Source organism: Streptomyces sp. NPDC091281 (assembly GCF_044757425.1).
Taxonomy (GTDB): Bacteria; Actinomycetota; Actinomycetes; order Streptomycetales; family Streptomycetaceae; genus Streptomyces.
In genome coordinates this window covers 154059-173342 of record NZ_JBIVUY010000008.1, presented here as the reverse complement: position 1 = coordinate 173342, position 19284 = coordinate 154059, and the positions used below count along the sequence as shown (strand labels likewise).

The following is a 19284-nucleotide window of genomic DNA, read 5'->3' as shown; positions in this document are numbered from 1 at the left end:
GAGGTGGATGGCGGGGTGCGCGGGGGACCGGAGTCGCGCCGTCGGAGGCTGTACTGCGGCTGGGGAGGGGCATCCGGCCCGTACCGGACGGTTGCTCTTCCGTGAGCGCTCGCCAGACTGGGCCCATGACAGTGCCATCCATGAGCAAGGGCGCCAACCTTCCGGTCGACGCGCCCGTCGTCCGCGCGGAGATCAGCTGGTCCACGGCGGGCGGGGGGCCGGACATCGACGTGTCGGCCCTGCTGCTCACCTCGGCCGGAAAGGTGCGGGACGACGCGGACTTCGTCTTCTACAACCAGCCGCGCCACGCCTCCGGGGCGGTCCTGCACCGGGGCAAGCGCGGCGACGCCGGCACCACGACCGACTCCGTGGAGGTGGACCTGCGGTCGCTGGAGGGCGCGGTCGACCGGGTGGAGATCTGCGCCTCGGCCGACGGGGGCACCTTCGGGCAGGTGACGGGGCTGACCCTGCGGTTGCTCGACGCGGCGGGCGGGACGGAGCTGGCGCGGTTCGAGATGCGGGGCGAGACGGAGACGGCCTTCATCGGCGGCGAGCTGTACCGGCGCGAGGGGCGGTGGAAGTTCCGCGCGGTCGGGCAGGGGTACGCCTCCGGACTCGCGGGCCTGGCCACGGACTTCGGGATCAGCGTGGACGAGGAGCCGGCGGCCCCGGCGCCTCCGGTCGTAGCGGGGCCGCCGTCCGCCCCGGCCCCGACGCCCACGGTCGTGTCGGCGCCCCTGGCCCCGCCGGCGTCCTCACCCGCGTCACCGCTCCCGCCCGTGCCCCAGTCCTCCCCCTCCCTCCCGCCCCAGGCCCCGCCCGTCCCGCCCGTCCCGGCCGTGCCGCCGACGGCTCCCTCTCCGGCTCCCCGCCTGACCAAGGGCGAGGAGCATCTCCCCGTCGACATGCGCAAGCGGCTGTCCCTGCGGAAGGAGCAGGTCGCGGTCAGTCTGAGCAAGCGCGGGGCTACGGGCGTGCGGGCCCGTATCGTGCTCGTGCTCGACGCCTCCGGCTCGATGTCGTTCCTCTACTCGCGGGGCGTGGTGGCGGACGTCGTGGAGCGGATGGCCGCGGTGGCGGCCCAGTTGGACGACGACGGCTCCCTTCAGGCCTGGACGTTCGCCTCCGAGGCGGCCCGGCTGCCCGACCTGAGCGTGGGCGAACTCCCGGAATGGCTGCGGCTGCACGTGCGGGTGGGGGAGATGAGCCTCTTCCGCCGGAACAAGAAGCCCCGCAAGGGGATGGAACCCGGCCAGGTCGACATGCGGACGATCGGCATCCAGAACGAGGAGCAGAAGGCGATCGCCCAGGTCAGGGACTTCGTACGGGCGAACCCGGCGAGCGATCCGACCCTGGTGCTGTTCTTCTCCGACGGCGGCGTCTACCGCGACGCCGTCATCGAGAAGGAGCTGCGCGCGGCGGTCGAGGAGCCGATCTTCTGGCAGTTCGTGGGCCTCGGCCGCTCGAACTACGGCGTCCTGGAACGGTTCGACACCCTGCCCGGCCGCCGCGTGGACAACGTGGGCTTCTTCGCCGTCGACGACATCAGCACCGTCCCGGACCAGGAGCTGTACGACCGGCTGCTGTCGGAGTTCCCGAGCTGGATCACCGCCGCCCGGCAGGCGGGCATTCTCTGACCCACGGCACCGCGCGAAGCCGGAACCGGAATGGGATCTGGACCCGGTGGCGGCGCGGCGCGCCGCCGCACAGGACAGCACCCCGCACGTCAGCGCCGCATACGTCAGCACCGCCCGGCGCGGCACCGCGCCCGGCGGCACGCTCCAGGGCGGCACGGTTCAGCGACGCGGTGTCCGTCCGGGCCGCCCGACCGTCCCTCCGGGCCGCCCGACCGTCCCTCCGGGCCGCCCGGCCGACGGCCTGCGCTCCCCCGGTGGGGACGCATGCCGCGGGCCTACTCCGGCCGGTGTTCCGGGCCGCCGAAGTCCGGGCTGGTGTAGTCCGGGCTGCTGAAGCTCGGGCGGGGGCCCGCCGCGGGTCCCCCGTCGGGGCTGGAGAAGCCGGGACGGTCGTAGCCGATCTTCGGCAGTCGGCCGGTGGGGGCCGGTGGGGTCGGTTCGGGGCGGAGCGTGGTGCTCGGACCGGCGGTCTCCAGGGCCTCGCGCAGGAACGGCAGGATGCCCCGGTCGAGCAGGGCGTCCCGCCAGGCCTCCCGGGCGAGGGTGACCTCCTCGCTGCGTTCGCCGTAGGTGCCCGCCTCCAGGGAGGGCCGGTTGCGCAGCGCGGTGAGCAGGAGGCCGACGGTGGCCACCAGGATGGCGGCCGCGGTCACCACTCCGAACGTCCATCCCGCGGCCAGCATGGTCCCGGCGAACGCGGGTTCGGGGTCGAGCATCCGCAGGACGTAGCCGACGAGCAGGAAGATCACCGCGGCGATGCCGGCGAGGACGGGCGTGAGGACGGCGGCCACGGCGACGACGCCCGCGCCCGCGGCCTCGGCGGCCTGCGCCGCCTCCCCCATGGTGGCCGCGAGCCCCATGCCGCCGCCGCCCGGCTCGGCGGAGCCCGACTCCTGGCTGGACGAGGACGACGTGGACGGCGCCGGGTGGCGCAGTTCCTCACGGACCTTCACGTAGTGCTGGTACTCGGTCGCCGCGGCGGCCGTGATGAGAGCGGTGGCGTTCAGCGCCATCGTGCGCAGTTGTTCGGAGTTCAGCCGTTGACCGACAGCGGCGAGTTCCGGGTGGTGTGGGGCGGAGCGCAGCGCCTCGTCGAGGAGCCGCTCGTACTCCTGGCGGTCCTCGCTGTACAGGTGCTGCGGAACGCTGTTCATGTGCATCCCCCGATGCTCCGTAGGGCTTGGGGCTCGCATGCCAACGAGCCGTCGGGCAGAAACGGAGGGGAGCCTGCTACGGATAAACCGATGGTAGAGCGGCGACGGCCCGGGGTGACAGGGGGTTTGCCGAAATTGGCGGTCGTCCCCCACACCCGGGAGGCCGTGCGGCGGGGGAGGAACGGGACGTCGGCCGCGTGCCGTGAACGCTCAGACGGACAGCGGAAGTTGCTGGACCAGCAGCTTCCCCGCCATCGTCACGCCGCCGTCCATGGCGATGGCCAGGCCGTCGGCGTAGACATGCGGTCCCTCGACGAGCGGGTCGGGCGATTCCTCGCCGTCCTCGGAGCCGACCTCACCCAGCAGATACGGGATCGGGCTGTGGCCGTGGACGATGCGGGTGCCGCCGTAGGTGTCGAGGAGAGAACGGACGGCGTCCGCGCCTCCCTCGTCGCGGAAGGAGAACCGCTTGGTGAACTTGCGGAAGAGGTCCCACACCTCGTCCGCGTCGTTGCGGGTGATCGTCTCGCGGACGGTGTCGTTGACCGCTTCGATCGAGTCGCCGTAGTCGAGGTACGCGGTGGTGTCCGAGTGCACGAGGAGGTGGCCGTCGACCTCCTCGACGGCGTCGAGGCGGGCCATCCACTGGAGGTGGTGGTCCTGGAGGCGGTCCATGTCGGACTTCTGGCCGCCGTTGAGCAGCCAGGCCGCCTGGAAGGTGGCGGTGCCCGCGCCGGAGTTGACGGGGGTGTCGCCGAACCGCTTGGCACCGAGCAGCAGCAGTTCGTGGTTGCCCATGAGGGCCTTGCAGTAGCCGCCGGCGGCGGCGGCCTCCGCGGACAGCCGCATCACGAGGTCGATGACGCCGATGCCGTCCGGGCCCCGGTCGGTGAAGTCGCCGAGGAACCACAGGCGGGCGGTGCCCGCGCACCAGTTGCCCGCCTCGTCGACCAGCCCCTGTTCCTGGAGCGCGGTCACCAGTTCGGTCAGGTAGCCGTGGACGTCGCCGACGACGAAGAGCGGGCCGGGGCCGGTCGCGGCCTGCGGGGCCGGGGCGGGCGCGGGGTCGACGGGCACCTGGAGGGTGTCGCCCCGGTTGATCACCGGCAGGTCGCGCTGGGTCGGTGTGTACCCCTCGGGGTGCTCCAGCGGCTCGTCGACGGGTACGGCGTTCCCGGGGTGGGTGCTGTCGGCGTACGGGCCGGTCTCGTGCACGTACGCGGGCACCCGGAAGTCGCGCACCGTCGCCGTGCGCTCCACCTCGGGTCCCGGACCGGCCCCCTGAGTCATCAGACCCCTCCACCATCGCGCCGCATCTGCACCGCATCGGACTGCCTGGTCGCGACGGCCCGCGGTGCCGTGCGCCCATCATAGGAATGCGGATCGTGCCGTGTGATGACCCAGGGGTGGTGAATCACGGCAAGGCGCGGGTTCGTCGGGGCTTTCGCCCTGATTGGGCCGGGCTTGGTCCGTCACCGCTCACCCACGGACCACCGTGCTCCCGCCCGTCCACCGTCCGCACGGCCGCCCCTCACCGTGCTCACGCCTCACCCTGTACGCCGCCGCGCCACCGTGTCCCCCCTCCCGGGCACCCGCGGCTACTTGCCCTCGGGTGTCCGGGGCGGGCTGACTGTCGTGCGCGGCGGACGCCGCTGGGACGAGGTGCGCACGATCAGTTCGGTCGGTATCACCTGCTCGACCGGCCGGTCCGCGTGGACGCCCTCGATCGCGTCGATGAGGAGCTGCACCACGGCCGTCCCGATGCGGCGCGGCTTCAGGGAGAGCGTCGTGATCGGCGGCTCGGTGTTGGCGTACACCGTGGACTCGCTGCAGCACACCAGCAGCAGGTCCTCCGGCACGCGCAGTCCGTAGCGGCGGGCGGCGGCGAGCAGGTCGGTGCCGTTGGGGTCGAACAGGCCGTACACCGCGTCGGGGCGGTCGGGGCGGGCCAGCAGCCGGTCGGCCGCGACGGCGCCCGCGCAGGGGTCGTGGGCCGGATAGGCCTCGTAGACCGGGTCCTGCCCGACGCGTTCGCACCAGTGCAGGTACGCGCTGGTCGACAGGTGCGTGTAGGTGTCGGTCGTGGTGCCCGTGAGCAGGCCGATACGGCGGGCGCCCGCGTCCGCGAGGTGGTCGAGGATGTCGAGGACGGCGGCCTCGTGGTCGTTGTCCACCCAGGCGGTGACCGGGAGTTCGCCGCCGGGTCGGCCGTCGGAGACGACGGGTAAACCCTGCCGGACCAGTTCGCCGACCACGGCGTCCTGGTCGGAGGGGTCGATGACGACCGTGCCGTCCAGGGCCACGTTGGACCACACGTCGTGCCGCGAGGTCGCGGGCAGGATGACCAGGGCGTAGCCGCGGGCGAGGGCGGCCGAGGTCGCGGCCCGCGCCATCTCGGCGAAGTAGGCGAACTCGGTGAAGGTGAAAGGTTCATCCCCGTACGTCGTCACGGTCAGGCCGATGAGCCCCGACTTGCCGGTACGGAGGGTGCGGGCCGCGGCCGAGGGCCGGTAGCCGAGTCGGTCGGCGACCTCGCGGACATGGCGGCGGGTGGCGTCCGGGAGCCTGCCCTTGCCGTTGAGGGCGTCCGAGACGGTCGTGATGGAGACTCCGGCGGCGGCGGCCACGTCCCTGATGCCCGCCCGGCCCGGCCGGCCGCCTCGGCGTGAGGTATCCGCGCGGCTCACCTGGTGCTTCCCTGCTGCTGTCATGGCGAGCCGATAGTAGGGCTCATCCGGTGGGGTAGGGCGGACGCATATGCACGTATTGACAGGCACGTTTCTGCATGGTCGCACAGGGTCAAACACATATGAAACCAAGGCAGTTGACGGCTTTGCTGGCAAGACGTGGGGCGTGGGTACGGATGAACCTGCCGAGGGGTCCATGTCTCGAAGAGGTCTCAACTCACCTGCACGAGGGATGCGCGCCAGGGCGTGAGCTACCGGCGCATAGATATATGTGCAGCGCGCCCCCTGATTCGTACGCCTTGGTAGGGCTTGATGCCCTTTCCTGGCGGGATGGGGAACGGCCGCTCGGCGGGCCCGGTTGCGCGGTCTCCGGAGGCTGGTGCCTCCTCGCCTGTACGCAGGAGCGGCGAATCCTCATAAGGTGTGGAGTATTCGAGCCGGTGGTGGTCACGAGGAGGACTGCGGTGAGCGAGACGAACCCCAAGCTGCGCGCCGAGCTGGCGGGTATCCCCACCTACAAGCCGGGCAAGCCGGCCGCGGTGGCGTCCGCGGGGCCGGTGGCCTACAAACTGTCCTCCAACGAGAACCCCTATCCGCCGCTGCCGGGCGTGCTGGAGCGGGTCACCGCGCTCGCCGCGTCCTTCAACCGCTACCCGGACCTGGCCTGCACGGGCCTGGTGAACGAGCTGTCCGAGCGGTTCGGCGTGCCCGCCTCCCACATCGCCACCGGCACCGGGTCGGTCGGCATCGCCCAGCAGCTGGTCCAGTCGACGGCCGGTCCCGGCGACGAGGTGCTCTACGCCTGGCGGTCCTTCGAGGCGTACCCGATCGTCACGCAGATCAGCGGCGCCGCCTCGGTGCAGGTGCCGCTCACGCCGGGCGACGTGCACGACCTGGACGCGATGGCCGACGCGATCACCGAGCGGACCCGGCTGATCTTCGTCTGCAACCCCAACAACCCGACCGGCACCGTCGTGGGGCGTGCCGCACTGGAGCGGTTCCTGGACCGGGTCCCGGACGACGTGCTCGTGGTGATCGACGAGGCGTACCGGGAGTTCGTCCGTGACCCCGAGGTCCCGGACGGCGTCGAGCTGTACCGCACGCGGCCGAACGTCTGCGTGCTGCGGACCTTCTCCAAGGCGTACGGCCTGGCCGGGCTGCGGGTCGGCTTCGCGATCGCCCACGAGCCGGTGGCGGCGGCGCTGCGCAAGACCGCCGTGCCCTTCGGGGTGAGCCAGATCGCGCAGGAGGCGGCGGTCGCCTCGCTCCAGGCCGAGGACGAGCTGCTCGGGCGGGTCGGCTCCCTGGTCTGCGAGCGCAACCGGGTCGTCGAGGGGCTGCGCGCCCAGGGCTGGACGGTGCCCGAGACGCAGGCCAACTTCGTCTGGCTGCGGCTGGGTGAGCACACGGTGCCGTTCGCGGCCGCGTGCGAGCAGGCCGGTGTCGTGATCCGGCCGTTCCCGGGCGAGGGGGTGCGGGTGACGATCGGGGAGACCGAGGCCAACGACATCTTCCTGAAGGCGGCCGAGGGGTACCGGCAGCACCTGTAGCGTCCGGCCACCCGGCCACCGACCCGCCCACCCGGCGTACGGCTTGAGGGCGCCCCGGTTTCACGTGAAACCGGGGCGCCCTTCGCTGTGCCCGCAGGCCGTCCGCCCCTCGCGCACGGAAGGCCTGATTCCGGCCAGGGCCGGACGGTCCGTCCCTGGTGGGGACCCTCGGGGCCGAAAGAGGACCCCCGCCGTACCGGCGTCGAACGGGTATGCGTCATACTTGCTTGTGAATGTGAACGCGTTCACAAGCGCGTCTCCCTTGTCATGTGATGTGCGTGACACAAGGGGCAATCCGCCGCCCGAGGGTGGCGACGTGGCGAGGTAAGGAGAGTGACGACGTGGACCTGGCTCTGGCGCCGGAGACACTGGCGCGCTGGCAGTTCGGCATCACCACCGTCTACCACTTTCTCTTCGTCCCCCTGACGATCTCGCTCGCGGCCCTGACCGCCGGCCTGCAGACCGCCTGGGTGCGCACGGAGAAGGAGAAGTACCTCAGGGCGACCAAGTTCTGGGGCAAGCTCTTCCTGATCAACATCGCGATGGGGGTCGTCACCGGCATCGTGCAGGAGTTCCAGTTCGGCATGAACTGGTCGGACTACTCGCGCTTCGTCGGCGACGTCTTCGGCGCCCCGCTCGCCTTCGAAGCCCTTATCGCCTTCTTCTTCGAGTCCACCTTCATCGGCCTGTGGATCTTCGGCTGGGACAAGCTGCCCAAGAAGATCCACCTGGCCTGCATGTGGATGGTCTCGATCGGCACGATCCTGTCGGCCTACTTCATCCTCGCGGCCAACTCGTGGATGCAGCACCCGGTCGGCTACCGGATCAACGAGGCCAAGGGCCGGGCCGAACTCACCGACTTCTGGCTGGTGCTGACCCAGAACACCGCACTCGCCCAGGCCTTCCACACCCTGTCGGCGGCCTTCCTCACCGGCGGCGCGTTCATGGTCGGCGTCGCCGCCTTCCACCTGGTGCGCAAGCGGCACATCCGGGAGATGAAGACCTCGCTGCGCCTCGGCCTGGTCACCGTCGCCGTCGGCGGGCTGCTGACCGCCGCCAGCGGTGACGTCCTCGGTAAGATCATGTTCGAGCAGCAGCCCATGAAGATGGCCGCCGCCGAGGCCCTCTGGGACGGCGAGGCACCCGCCCCCTTCTCGATCTTCGCGTACGGCGACGTCGAGAAGGGCCACAACAAGGTCGCCATCGAGATCCCCGGCCTGCTGTCCTTCCTCTCGAACGACGACTTCAGCTCCTACGTCCCCGGCATCAACGACGTCAACAAGGCCGAGCAGGAGAAGTTCGGTCCCGGCGACTACCGGCCCAACATCCCGGTCGCCTACTGGGGCTTCCGCTGGATGATCGGCTTCGGCATGGCGTCGCTGACGGTCGGCCTGGCCGGACTGTGGCTGACCCGCAAGAAGTTCATGCTGCCCCAGCACCTGCGGGTCGGCGAGGACGAGGTGCCGCGCCTGGTCCTGCTCCCGAGGAAGGAGCTGAGCCCGAAGTTCACCCGGCTCTACTGGCTCGTCGCGATCTGGACCATGGGCTTCCCGCTGATCGCCAACTCCTGGGGCTGGATCTTCACGGAGATGGGCCGCCAGCCGTGGGTCGTCTACGGCCTCTTCCAGACCCGCGACGCGGTCTCCCCCGGCGTCTCCCAGGCCGAGGTCCTCATCTCGATGATCGTCTTCACGTCCCTCTACGCGATCCTCGCCGTCATCGAGGTCAAGCTGCTCGCCAAGTACGTGAAGGCCGGTCCGCCGGAACTCACCGAGGCCGACCTCAACCCGCCCACGAAGATCGGCGGCGACGCCCGTGACGCCGACAAGCCGATGGCCTTCTCGTACTAGGCCGAGGGAGCTGCACTGTCATGGAACTGCACGACGTCTGGTTCGTCCTGATCGCCGTCCTGTGGATCGGCTACTTCTTCCTGGAGGGCTTCGACTTCGGGATCGGTGTCCTCACCAAACTGCTCGCCCGCGACCGGCCCGAGCGGCGGGTGCTGATCAACACCATCGGCCCCGTCTGGGACGGCAACGAGGTCTGGCTGCTCTCGGCGGGCGGCGCCACCTTCGCCGCCTTCCCCGAGTGGTACGCCACCCTCTTCTCCGGCTTCTACCTGCCGCTGCTGCTCATCCTGGTCTGCCTCATCGTGCGCGGGGTGGCCTTCGAGTACCGGGCCAAGCGGCCCGAGGAGAACTGGCAGCGGAACTGGGAGCATGCGATCTTCTGGACCTCCCTGCTGCCCGCCTTCCTGTGGGGTGTGGCCTTCGGCAACATCGTGCGGGGCGTCAAGATCGACCGTGACTTCGAGTACGTCGGCGGCCTCTGGGACCTCCTCAACCCGTACGCCCTGCTCGGCGGGCTGGTGACGCTCACGCTGTTCACCTTCCACGGCGCGGTGTTCGCCGCTCTCAAGACTGTCGGGGAGATCCGGGAGCGGGCGCGCGCGCTCGCGACCCGGGTCGGTGTCCTCACCGCCGTCCTCGCCCTGGTCTTCCTGCTGTGGACACAGGTCGAGAACGGTGACGGCACGAGCCTGGTCGCCCTGGTCGTGGCGGTCGCCGCCCTGGTCGCGGCGCTGGGGGCCAACCTGGCCGGACGCGAGGGCTGGTCGTTCGCCTTCTCCGGCCTCACCATCGTGGCCGCCGTCGCGATGCTCTTCCTGACGCTCTTCCCGAACGTCATGCCGTCCTCGCTGAACGAGGAGTGGAGCCTCACGGTCACCAACGCCTCGTCCAGCCCGTACACGTTGAAGATCATGACCTGGTGCGCGGCTGTCGCCACCCCGATCGTGATGCTCTACCAGGGCTGGACCTACTGGGTGTTCCGCAAGCGGATCGGTACGCAGCACATCGCCGACCCGGTGCACTGAGTCCCGATCAGGGTGTGTTTCCCGATCAGGGTGTGTTTCACGTGAAACACACCGCTCGAGAAGAGGGTGTGTTTCACGTGAAACCGATCGACCCACGACTGCTCCGGTACGCCCGTGCCACCCGTGTCTTCCTCGTGGCGGTCGTCGGCCTCGGTGCCGTCGGGGCGGTGCTGGTCATCGCCCAGGCGATGCTCATCGCCGAGGTCGTGGTCGGTGCGTTCCAGCACGGCTACGCGGTGGCTGAACTCCGCACCCCGCTGCTGCTGTTGGTGGCCGTGTCGGTCGGTCGCGCCGTCGTCTCCTGGCTCACCGAACTGGCCGCGCACCGTGCGAGCGCGGCCGTGAAGTCGGAGCTGCGGGGACGGCTGCTGGAGCGGGCGGCCCTGCTGGGGCCGGGGTGGCTGAGCGGGCAGCGCACCGGTTCGCTGGTCACGCTCGCCACCCGGGGCGTGGACGCGCTCGACGACTACTTCGCCCGCTATCTGCCGCAGTTGGGGCTCGCGGTGGTCGTCCCGGTCGCGGTGCTGGCGCGGATCGTGACCGAGGACTGGGTCTCCGCCGCGATCATCGCCGGAACGCTGCCGCTGATCCCCGTCTTCATGGTGCTCATCGGCTGGGCCACCCAGGCGCGGACGGACCGTCAGTGGCGGCTGCTGTCCCGGCTGTCGGGGCACTTCCTCGACGTCGTCGCCGGGCTGCCGACGCTGAAGGTGTTCGGCCGGGCCAAGGCCCAGGCGGACTCCATCCGCCGCATCACCGGCGAGTACCGCCAGGCCACCCTGCGGACCCTGCGGATCGCCTTCCTCTCGTCGTTCGCGCTCGAGCTGCTGGCCACGATCTCGGTGGCTCTGGTCGCCGTGACCATCGGCATGCGGCTCGTGCACGGCGACATGGACCTGTACATCGGCCTCGTCGTCCTGGTCCTCGCGCCCGAGGCGTATCTGCCGCTGCGGCAGGTCGGCGCCCAGTTCCACGCGGCGGCCGAGGGGCTCGCCGCCGCCGGGGAGATCTTCGAGGTCCTGGAGACCCCGGTCCCCGCGTCCGGAACCGGGCCGGTGCCCGAGGGCGGGCTCACCTTCGAGGGTGTGACCGTCCGCTACCCCGGCCGCTCGGCCGCGGCCGTCTCGGCGGCCACCTTCTCGGTCGCGCCGGGCGAGACGGTCGCCCTCGTCGGCCCCAGCGGCTCCGGCAAGTCGACCCTGCTCAACGCCCTGCTGGGCTTCGTCCGCCCGGCGGAGGGCCGGATCACCGTCGGCGGAGCCGACCTCACCGGCCTGGATCTGGCGCGGTGGCGGTCCCGGACCGCCTGGGTGCCGCAGCACCCGCACCTGTTCGCCGGGACGATCGCCGAGAACGTCCGGCTGGCACGGCCCGACGCCGACGACGACGCCGTCCGAAGGGCGCTGGCGGACGCGGGTGCCCTGGAGTTCGTGGACGGACTGCCGGACGGTGCCGACCATGTGCTCGGGGAGGGCGGCGCGGGACTCTCCGCGGGGCAGCGGCAGCGGCTGGCGCTGGCCCGCGCCTTCCTCGCGGACCGGCCGGTGCTCCTGCTGGACGAGCCGACCGCCGCGCTCGACGGACGGACCGAGGCCGAGGTCGTGGCGGCCGTACGGCGCCTCGCGGCCGGGCGGACCGTCCTGCTGGTGGTGCACCGCCCGGCCCTGCTGGCGGTGGCGGACCGGGTGGTGCGACTGGAGCCCCCGGAGGCGGAGCACGGCAGCCGGACGCGGGAAGCCAGCCGAGTGGACCGACCGGCCACGGGCGCGCCGCAAGCCGACGGCCCGGAAACGGCGGCCCACCCGACCTCGGGCGTCTCCGTGTACGCCGTGCGCGAGTCCTCGACGGCGGACGCGCCCCGGCCGGGGACGGCGGCCGGGGGCGTCCTCGCCCGGGTCCGCGCCATGGCCCGCGCCCGCCGAGGACGCCTGGGGCTGGCGCTCCTGCTGGGCAGCCTCGCCCTGGGCAGCGCCGTCGGCCTGATGGCCACCTCCGGCTGGCTCATCTCGCGGGCCTCCGAGCAGCCGCCGGTGCTCTATCTGATGGTGGCCGTGACCGCGACGCGGGCCTTCGGTATCGGGCGGGCGGTGTTCCGGTACGCGGAGCGGCTGGTGTCGCACGACACCGTGCTGCGGATGCTCGCCGACACCCGCGTGGCCGTCTACCGGCGGCTGGAACGGCTCGCCCCCGCCGGGCTGCGCGCCACCCGGCGCGGCGATCTGCTGACCCGTCTGGTCGCGGACGTGGACGCGCTCCAGGACTACTGGCTGCGCTGGCTGCTGCCCGCCGCGTCCGCCCTGGCCGTCTCCGCCGGGTCCGTCGCCTTCACCGCGTGGCTGCTGCCCGAGGCCGGTGCGGTGCTCGCCGTGGGACTGCTAGCCGCCGGGGTCGGTGTCCCGCTGGTCACCGGCGCCGTGGCGCGCCGCGCCGAGCGCCGGTTCGCCCCCGCGCGCGGACTGCTCGCCACCCGCGCGGCCGACCTGCTCACCGGCACCGCCGAACTGACCGTCGCCGGTGCCCTCCCCGCCCGGACCGCCGGAGCACGGGCGGCCGACGCCATGCTCACCCGGATCGCCTCGCGGGCCGCCGGGGCCACCGCGCTCGGCGGCGGCCTCACCGCCCTCGTCTCGGGCCTCACGGTCACGGCGAGCGCTCTCGTCGCCGCCCAGGCCGTCGCCGCCGGCCGGCTCGACGGCGTGGCCACGGCCGTCGTCGTCCTCACCCCGCTCGCCGCCTTCGAGGCCGTCCTCGGACTGCCCCTCGCGGTCCAGTACCGGCTGCGGGTGCGCCGCAGCGCGGAGCGCGTGTACGAGGTGCTGGACTCCCCCGAGCCGGTACGCGAACCGGAGCGGCCCCGGCAGGCGCCCGCCTCGCCGTTCCCGCTCGTGGTCAAGGGGCTGTCCGCCCGGCACGCGGGCCAGGACCGCGACGCGCTGGCCGACGTGGACCTGACCGTGCGGGGCGGGCAGCGGATCGCGGTCGTCGGGGCCTCCGGCTCCGGCAAGACGACCCTCGCCCAGGTGCTGCTGCGCTTCCTGGACCCGGCGGCGGGCGCGTACACGCTCGGCGGCGTGGACGCGTACGCCCTGGACAGTGACGACGTACGGCGGCTGGTCGGGCTGTGCGCGCAGGACGCGCACCTCTTCGACAGCTCGCTGCGGGAGAACCTGCTGCTCGCGAGGAAGGACGCGACCGAGGCCGAGGTGAGGGACGCGCTGGCGCGGGCCCGGCTGCTGGAGTGGGCCGACAGTCTGCCCGACGGGCTCGACACGCTCGTCGGCGAGCACGGTGCCCGGCTCTCCGGCGGTCAGCGGCAGCGGCTCGCCCTGGCCCGCGCGCTCCTCGCCGACTTCCCTGTCCTGGTGCTCGACGAGCCCGCCGAACACCTCGACCTGCCGACCGCCGACGCCCTCACCGCCGATCTGCTGGCCGCCACCGAGGGCCGGACGACGCTGCTGATCACCCACCGGCTGGCGGGGCTCGACGCGGTCGACGAGGTCGTCGTCCTGGACGGGGGCCGGATCGCGCAGCGCGGCACGTACGCGGAACTGGTCGCCGCGGAGGGGCCGTTGCGTGAGATGGCCGAGCGGGAGGACGCGGCGGAGCTGCTGGTGGGGGCGGCGTAGCGCGGCCCAAGGGAGGTCCGGGCCGGTGCGGTCCGGTTCGTCGTGGGTCCACCCGGTGGGTGATTCGGTCTTTCCGGCGGATAGCGGTCTTACTAGGCTCGGCGCATGTCCGCTCCGCCGCCCTCCGGGCCCGCCGCGACCGCCACCGTGCCGACCGGCGTCCCCGGCGCGGGCGACCTGCGCGCCACGCTGGAGCGGATCTGCGCGACGGCCGCGCGGGTGACGGGGGCACGGCACGTGTCCCTCTTCGTCGCGGCGGAGGACGGCGCGGACGGTGACGACGGCGAGAGCCGCAGGGACGCAGCCCCGCCGGTGCCCGACGGCACCGGACGGCCGTATGTCGTCGCGCACGGCAGCCCGGAACCCCGCGTGTGCGGCAGCGTCCTGGAGGAACCCGTCCGGCTGCGCGGCGAACTCCTCGGCACGCTCCGCCTGGCCGGGAAGCGCGGGCCGTGCGGAGGGCACGGCGAGGAGCCGTTCGGCGACGACGACCGGAGCGCCGTCCGCGCGCTGGCCACCGAGGCGGGCATCGCCCTCGGCAACGCCCGCCTGTACGAGGCCGCCCGGCGCCGCGAGCGGTGGATCGACGGGTCGGTGGCCGTCACCACGGCGTTGCTGTCCGGCGCCGACACCGACGACGCCCTCCAGGTCGTGGCCGAGCAGGCGCGGGAGCTGTCCGCCTCGGCGGCCGGGATCGTGCTGCTGGCCACCGAGGCGGGCGGTGCTCTGGAGGTCGCCGCCGTCGCCGCCGACCGGGACGCGCCGTCCCCACCCCTGGGCGTGCCGGTTCCCGCAGATGTCCCGCTCGTCGTCGAGATCCTGGCGGGACGGCCGGTGTTCCTGGCCGACGCGGCGACCGACCCGCGGGTGCGGTCCCCGCACGCGCGCCTCTTCGGCCCGGTCATGGTGCTGCCGCTGCGCGACGAGGGCCGGGTGCTCGGCGCCCTGGTCACCCCGCGCCCGCGCGGCGGGACGCCGTTCACGCGGGCCGAGCGCGCGCTCGCCCTCCGCTTCGCCGCCCAGGCCGCGCTCGCGCTGAAGATGGCCGACGCCCAGCGCGACCGCGAACGCCTGGCCGTGTTCGAGGACCGTGACCGCATCGCCCGCGACCTGCACGACCTCGTCGTCCAGCGGCTGTTCGCGACCGGCATGACGCTGGAGGCGGCCCGGCGCGCGCCCGTGCCGCCCGAGGTCCGCGACGGGGTCGGCCAGGCGGTGGACGCCCTCGACGTCACGATCCAGGAGATCCGCGCCGCCGTCTTCGCGCTCGGTGACGCGCCCGCCGAGGCCCCGGCCGGGCTCCGCGCCCGCGTCCTGCGGGAGATCACCACGGCGGCCGTACCGCTCGGGTTCACGCCCGCGTACCGGTTCGCCGGGCCCGTGGACACGGCTGTCCCCGAGCCCGTCCGCGCCCATCTCGTCGCGGCCCTGCGCGAGGCGCTCTCCAACGCGTTCCGGCACGCCTGCGCCACCCGGATCGAGGTGGTCGTCGACGCGGCGGCACCGCTCCCCGACGGGCGGCCGGGCGTACGGCTGACGGTCGCGGACGACGGCGTCGGCATCCCCGAGGGCGGTCGGCGCAGCGGTCTGCTCAACCTGGCCCGGCGCGCCGAGTCCCTCGGCGGCACCTGCTCCCACGGCCCCGGCCTCGGCGACGGCGGGCGGGAGACCCCGGCCGGGGCCGCCCCCGCCGGGAGGACGGCGCGCGGCACGACCGTGGTGTGGCACGTACCGCGCTGAACGGCTCCCCACCCGACCGTCCCCGTCCCGGCCGTGTCCGCCGGGTTGAGCCGTTCGGGAGCGCCGGTCCCCCGGCCGTACGCCTTCAACAGGACGGCTCCGCCGGGGCGGGACACGATCGCTGACATGCACTCACTTCGCCGTCGTCCCCTGCTCGTCACGGTCCTGCTGTGCGCGGGCGCCGTCCTCGTGGCACGTCCCACGACCGGTGACGGGCGCACGGACGGCGGGGACGGGCGCGGCGGCGCGGGCACCGGGGCGGGTGCGCGGGTGGCGACGCTGTACGAGGAGGCCGCCGACGCGAGCCGCCGGTACGAGGCGGGCCGGGTGGAGGCGGCGGAGCGGCGGCGCGAGGCCCGGCTGCTTGAGGGGCGCCTCGCCCGGGAACGGCGTGAGGCCGCCGCGCTGCGCGAGGAACTGGGGCGGCTGGCGCGCGCCCAGTACCGCGACAGCGGAGGCCTCTCCGCCGCCGCGCAGGCCGTTCTCGCCCGCGGCCCCGAGGAGTTGATGCGCCACGAGCACGTCTTCTCCCGGTCGAACGGGGCGGTCGAGCACGCCGTCGAGCGCAGCCGCGCCGCCGAGGCGGCCCTCGCCGCGGACGAGGCACGCGCGGTACGGGCCTGGCAGGCGCTGGAACGGCGCACCGCCCGACTCGCCGTGCTGAAGAAGGACATCGAGAGCAAGCTCGACGAGGCGCGCCGCCGGTTGCAGGGGCAGGCGGACGCCGCCGTCACGGCGGGCGCCTGCCGGGGCGCCGAACGGCTCGACCAGCCGCCCCTGACGGACCGGCGGGCCTGGGTCGCGCCCGTCGACGGCGCCACCCTGTCGGCGGCGTTCGGCAGCGGCGGCGACCACTGGGCGAACCGGCACACCGGCCAGGACTTCGCGGTGCCGATCGGGACACCGGTGAAGGCGGTCGGCGCCGGGCGGGTGGCGCGGGTGTCGTGCGGGGGGCCGTTCGGCATCGCGGTGGTGCTGAGGCACACGGACGGCTCCTTCACCCAGTACGCCCACCTGGCGTCGGTGGCGGTCGACCAGGGCGAGCGGGTCGCGGCGGGGCGGTGGATCGGCCAGTCCGGCACCAGCGGCAACTCCACCGGCCCGCACCTGCACTTCGAGGCGCGGGTGACGGCGGAGACGGGGTCGGCGGTCGATCCGGTGCCGTGGCTCGCGGACCGCGGGGTGCCCGCCGGGTAGGCCGGGCGGCGCCGGTCGGAGGGCGCTTGGCCCGCACGGACGGCGTGTGGGCCAGGCAGGGCCGCACCCAGACGGTGCGGGGCCCGGTGGCGGGCCGGGTCCGGGCTGTGGGGTCAGGCGTCGGCGCGGAGCCGTTCGGCGATCAGCCGCTCGACCACGACGGCCACGCCGTCCTCGTTGTTGGCGACGGTCTGCCCGGAGGCCGCCGCGATCACGTCGGGGTGGGCGTTGCCCATGGCGTAGGAGCGGCCCGCCCAGGTCAGCATCTCGACGTCGTTCGGCATGTCGCCGAACGCGACGACCTCCTCGTGCGAGATGCCCCGCTCCGCGCAGCACAGGGCGAGGGTGCTGGCCTTGGAGACGTCGGGGCCGCTGATCTCCAGCAGGGCGCTCGGGCTGGAGCGGGTGACGTTGGCACGGTCGCCGATGGCCAGCCGGGCGGTGCCGAGGAAGGCGTCCGGGTCGAGGGTCGGGTGGAACGCGAGGATCTTCAGCACGGGCTCCCCCGCTCCGGGCGCGTCGGGCGCCAGCAGCCGCTCGGCCGGGGCCAGCGCGTCGGGGACCTCCAGGTGCATCCGGGGGTACTCCGGCTCCTGGTAGAAGCCGTACGTCTGCTCCACCGCGTACATCGTGCCGGGGGCCGCGTCCCGCAGCAGCCGTACGGCGTCCAGGGCGTTCTCCCTGGCCAGCTCGCGCACCTTCACGAACCGGTGGGCGCCGGGGCCGCCGTGCAGGTCGACCACGGCGGCGCCGTTGCCGCAGATGGCCAGGCCGTGACCGTGGACGTGCTCGCTGACGACGTCCATCCAGCGGGCGGGACGGCCGGTGACGAAGAAGACCTCGATGCCCGCCTTCTCCGCGGCGGCGAGGGCCGCGACCGTGCGCGGGGACACGGACTTGTCGTCGCGCAGCAGCGTGCCGTCCAGGTCGGTGGCGATCAGCCGCGGCGGGGTGGTGGCGGCCGGGGTCTCGGGCTGTCTGGTCGCAGAGGTCACCGGGCCATTCTCCCGTACGCGTCCGCACGGTCGTGCGGGAGGCCGCACAGATGAGTCATCCGGCGGCACGGCCGGACGGCCCGCGGAGGAACGGCGGCCCATCTGGACGGCCGCCCGGCCCGCGGAGGACCGGGGGCCGGGTGCCGGGTGCTGGGGACCGGCCGGGCCAGGGGCCCGGCGGGGCGCCTCAGGCCAGTTGGGCGAGCGTCTCCGTGGCGATCGCGTCGAAGACCTTCTCGTCCATGGCGAAGTCGGAGTCCGGAATGGGCCAGTGGATCACCAGCTCCGTGAAGCCCAGCTCCTGGTGGCGCCCGGCGAAGTCGACGAAGGCGTCGAGCGAGGCGAACGGCGCGCCCCGGTCGGGGGTGAACCCGGTGAGGAGGACCTTGTCCAGGCCGCCGGGGTCCCGGCCGAGGGCCGCGCAGGCGTCACCGAGCCGCTCCAGCTGGCCGCGCAGCGCCTCCACCGACTGCTCGGGGGTGCCGGTCTCGTACAGCCGGGGGTCGCCCGTGGTGACCCACGCCTGGCCGTGACGGGCGGCCAGGCGCATGCCGCGCGGGCCGGTCGCGGCGACCGCGAACGGCAGCCGGGGCCGCTGGACGCAGCCGGGGATGTTGCGGGCCTCGTGCGCCGAGTAGAAATCGCCCTCGTAGGAGACGGAGTCCTCGGTGAGGAGGCGGTCGAGCAGGGGGACGAACTCCGCGAAACGGTCGGCCCGTTCCTTCGGTGTCCAGGGCTCCTGGCCGAGTGCGGTGGCGTCGAAGCCGTTGCCGCCCGCGCCGATGCCGAGGGTGATCCGGCCGCCGGAGAAGTCGTCCAGGGAGATCAGGTCCTTGGCGAGGGGCACCGGGTGGCGGAAGTTGGGCGAGGTGACCAGGGTGCCCAGGCGGAGCCGTTCCGTCGCCGCCGCGGCCGCGGTGAGGGTCGGGATCGCACCGAACCAGGGGCCGTCGCGGAAGGTGCGCCAGGACAGGTGGTCGTAGGTGTAGGCGGTGTGGAACCCGAGCTGCTCGGCCCGTGTCCACGCGGTACCGCCGCCCTCGTGCCAGCGTCGGTGGGGCAGGATCACGGTGCTCAGTCGCAGACTCATGGCGGGGAGCCTAGGCCCTGTCGTCCCCCGCAGTGTCCGGCGGCACCGACGTTTCACGTGAAACAGGCGGGGGCGGCTGCCGTGGTGGGCGCGAGCGCGGCGCCTGACGTACGAGCGGTCGGCGTGCAGGGGCTTGTCGTCCGGCGCACCGACGCGGCGCCGTATCGGCACCGAGGTGACCGGCGTACCGGCGCCGAGGTGACCGCCACCGTCGTGACCGGCGTACCGGTACCGACGTGACCGGCACACCGACGTACCCGACCGGCCGGCGGAGCCGTCAGCGGGCTCGGGCCGCGAGCCAGCGGGTGAGGCCGACCAGGATGAACTCCTTGTGCACCCGGTCGCCGGGGAGCGGCACCATCAGGAGGTAGCCGGGCGGGAAGCGGCGGATCTTCACCCAGGCGTGGCCGTCGTAGAGGGAACGGACGAAGGCGGGCACGTCGTCGCGGTCGATGTCGGGGCACTCCACGCCGTCGACCGTGATCATGCTGTCGCCGTCCGGGTAGAGCCGTACGTGCACATGGGGGAGTCCGCCGAGGTCGACGTAGGCCTCGTGGGGGAGGGAGCCGTCCGGGTCGGTGGTGACGCCGATGCCCGCGGCGCTGCGGCGGGAGGTCTGGTCGGCGCCGATGTCGTGGCTGACCTCGATCTCGCGCGCGTACTCGGTGGCTATGGCCCGCAGGGCATTGACCGCGGCTTCGGTGGTGGGGAGTCGGTTCACTCGTCGATCATG

At 73.3% G+C, this 19284-nt stretch carries 13 protein-coding genes; 7 read left to right on the top strand and 6 right to left on the bottom strand.

Features of this window, described 5'->3' with window-relative positions; genetic code table 11:
* Positions 1-125: 125 nt before the first annotated feature.
* On the top strand, positions 126-1637 hold the full coding sequence (locus ACIQPQ_RS21980) for a VWA domain-containing protein (protein ID WP_401306120.1): 1512 nt from the start codon (positions 126-128) through the stop codon (positions 1635-1637).
* A 275-nt stretch (positions 1638-1912) separates the two neighbouring features.
* Here ACIQPQ_RS21980 and ACIQPQ_RS21975 read toward each other — a convergent pair whose 3' ends face one another.
* From ACIQPQ_RS21975 to ACIQPQ_RS21965, 3 genes are all read right to left on the bottom strand, one after another.
* On the bottom strand, positions 1913-2797 hold the full coding sequence (locus ACIQPQ_RS21975; RefSeq protein WP_401306118.1) for a hypothetical protein: 885 nt from the start codon (positions 2795-2797) through the stop codon (positions 1913-1915).
* Between the two features lie 204 nt (positions 2798-3001).
* Positions 3002-4081 carry a metallophosphoesterase gene (locus ACIQPQ_RS21970; protein ID WP_383768242.1) on the bottom strand — a complete coding sequence of 360 codons (1080 nt, stop codon included), beginning with the start codon at positions 4079-4081 and terminating at the stop codon, positions 3002-3004.
* Between the two features lie 308 nt (positions 4082-4389).
* On the bottom strand, positions 4390-5502 hold the full coding sequence (locus ACIQPQ_RS21965) for a LacI family DNA-binding transcriptional regulator (protein ID WP_383768244.1): 1113 nt from the start codon (positions 5500-5502) through the stop codon (positions 4390-4392).
* 440 nt (positions 5503-5942) lie between these two features.
* Between ACIQPQ_RS21965 and hisC the strand changes: the two genes are divergently transcribed.
* From hisC to ACIQPQ_RS21935, 6 genes are all read left to right on the top strand, one after another.
* Positions 5943-7028 carry a histidinol-phosphate transaminase gene (gene hisC, locus ACIQPQ_RS21960; protein ID WP_383768247.1) on the top strand — a complete coding sequence of 362 codons (1086 nt, stop codon included), beginning with the start codon at positions 5943-5945 and terminating at the stop codon, positions 7026-7028.
* A 341-nt stretch (positions 7029-7369) separates the two neighbouring features.
* Positions 7370-8878: a cytochrome ubiquinol oxidase subunit I gene (locus ACIQPQ_RS21955; RefSeq protein WP_401306116.1), complete on the top strand. Its 1509-nt coding sequence runs from the start codon at positions 7370-7372 to the stop codon at positions 8876-8878.
* Positions 8879-8898: 20 nt separating this feature from the next.
* A complete protein-coding gene (gene cydB / locus ACIQPQ_RS21950; RefSeq protein WP_401306115.1) occupies positions 8899-9903 on the top strand; it encodes a cytochrome d ubiquinol oxidase subunit II in 1005 nt (334 codons plus the stop codon).
* 77 nt (positions 9904-9980) lie between these two features.
* Positions 9981-13529, top strand: a complete 3549-nt coding sequence (gene cydD, locus ACIQPQ_RS21945; RefSeq protein WP_401306114.1) for a thiol reductant ABC exporter subunit CydD — start codon at positions 9981-9983, stop codon at positions 13527-13529.
* 105 nt (positions 13530-13634) lie between these two features.
* On the top strand, positions 13635-15269 hold the full coding sequence (locus ACIQPQ_RS21940) for a GAF domain-containing sensor histidine kinase (RefSeq protein ID WP_401306112.1): 1635 nt from the start codon (positions 13635-13637) through the stop codon (positions 15267-15269).
* Between the two features lie 126 nt (positions 15270-15395).
* Positions 15396-16466 (top strand): M23 family metallopeptidase, encoded by a 1071-nt coding sequence (locus tag ACIQPQ_RS21935; RefSeq protein ID WP_401306110.1) that lies wholly within the window; start codon positions 15396-15398, stop codon positions 16464-16466.
* 113 nt (positions 16467-16579) lie between these two features.
* On the opposite strand, the gene ACIQPQ_RS21930 is transcribed toward ACIQPQ_RS21935, so the two are convergent.
* The 3 genes from ACIQPQ_RS21930 to ACIQPQ_RS21920 form a co-directional block, all read right to left on the bottom strand.
* Positions 16580-17461: an HAD hydrolase family protein gene (locus ACIQPQ_RS21930; protein WP_401306108.1), complete on the bottom strand. Its 882-nt coding sequence runs from the start codon at positions 17459-17461 to the stop codon at positions 16580-16582.
* 187 nt (positions 17462-17648) lie between these two features.
* Positions 17649-18551 (bottom strand): LLM class flavin-dependent oxidoreductase, encoded by a 903-nt coding sequence (locus ACIQPQ_RS21925; RefSeq protein ID WP_401306107.1) that lies wholly within the window; start codon positions 18549-18551, stop codon positions 17649-17651.
* Positions 18552-18828: 277 nt separating this feature from the next.
* Positions 18829-19272, bottom strand: a complete 444-nt coding sequence (locus ACIQPQ_RS21920) for a hypothetical protein (protein ID WP_401306105.1) — start codon at positions 19270-19272, stop codon at positions 18829-18831.
* Positions 19273-19284: the final 12 nt, after the last annotated feature.

What these genes read in the sequence shown, in the direction of transcription:
- ACIQPQ_RS21980 (WP_401306120.1), top strand. Translation starts at nt 126, where the DNA reads ATGACAGTGCCATCCATGAGCAAGGGCGCCAACCTTCCGGTCGACGCG.
- ACIQPQ_RS21975 (WP_401306118.1), bottom strand. Translation starts at nt 2,797, where the DNA reads ATGCACATGAACAGCGTTCCGCAGCACCTGTACAGCGAGGACCGCCAG.
- ACIQPQ_RS21970 (WP_383768242.1), bottom strand. Translation starts at nt 4,081, where the DNA reads ATGACTCAGGGGGCCGGTCCGGGACCCGAGGTGGAGCGCACGGCGACG.
- ACIQPQ_RS21965 (WP_383768244.1), bottom strand. Translation starts at nt 5,502, where the DNA reads ATGACAGCAGCAGGGAAGCACCAGGTGAGCCGCGCGGATACCTCACGC.
- cydB (WP_401306115.1), top strand. Translation starts at nt 8,899, where the DNA reads ATGGAACTGCACGACGTCTGGTTCGTCCTGATCGCCGTCCTGTGGATC.
- ACIQPQ_RS21940 (WP_401306112.1), top strand. Translation starts at nt 13,635, where the DNA reads ATGTCCGCTCCGCCGCCCTCCGGGCCCGCCGCGACCGCCACCGTGCCG.
- ACIQPQ_RS21935 (WP_401306110.1), top strand. Translation starts at nt 15,396, where the DNA reads ATGCACTCACTTCGCCGTCGTCCCCTGCTCGTCACGGTCCTGCTGTGC.
- ACIQPQ_RS21925 (WP_401306107.1), bottom strand. Translation starts at nt 18,551, where the DNA reads ATGAGTCTGCGACTGAGCACCGTGATCCTGCCCCACCGACGCTGGCAC.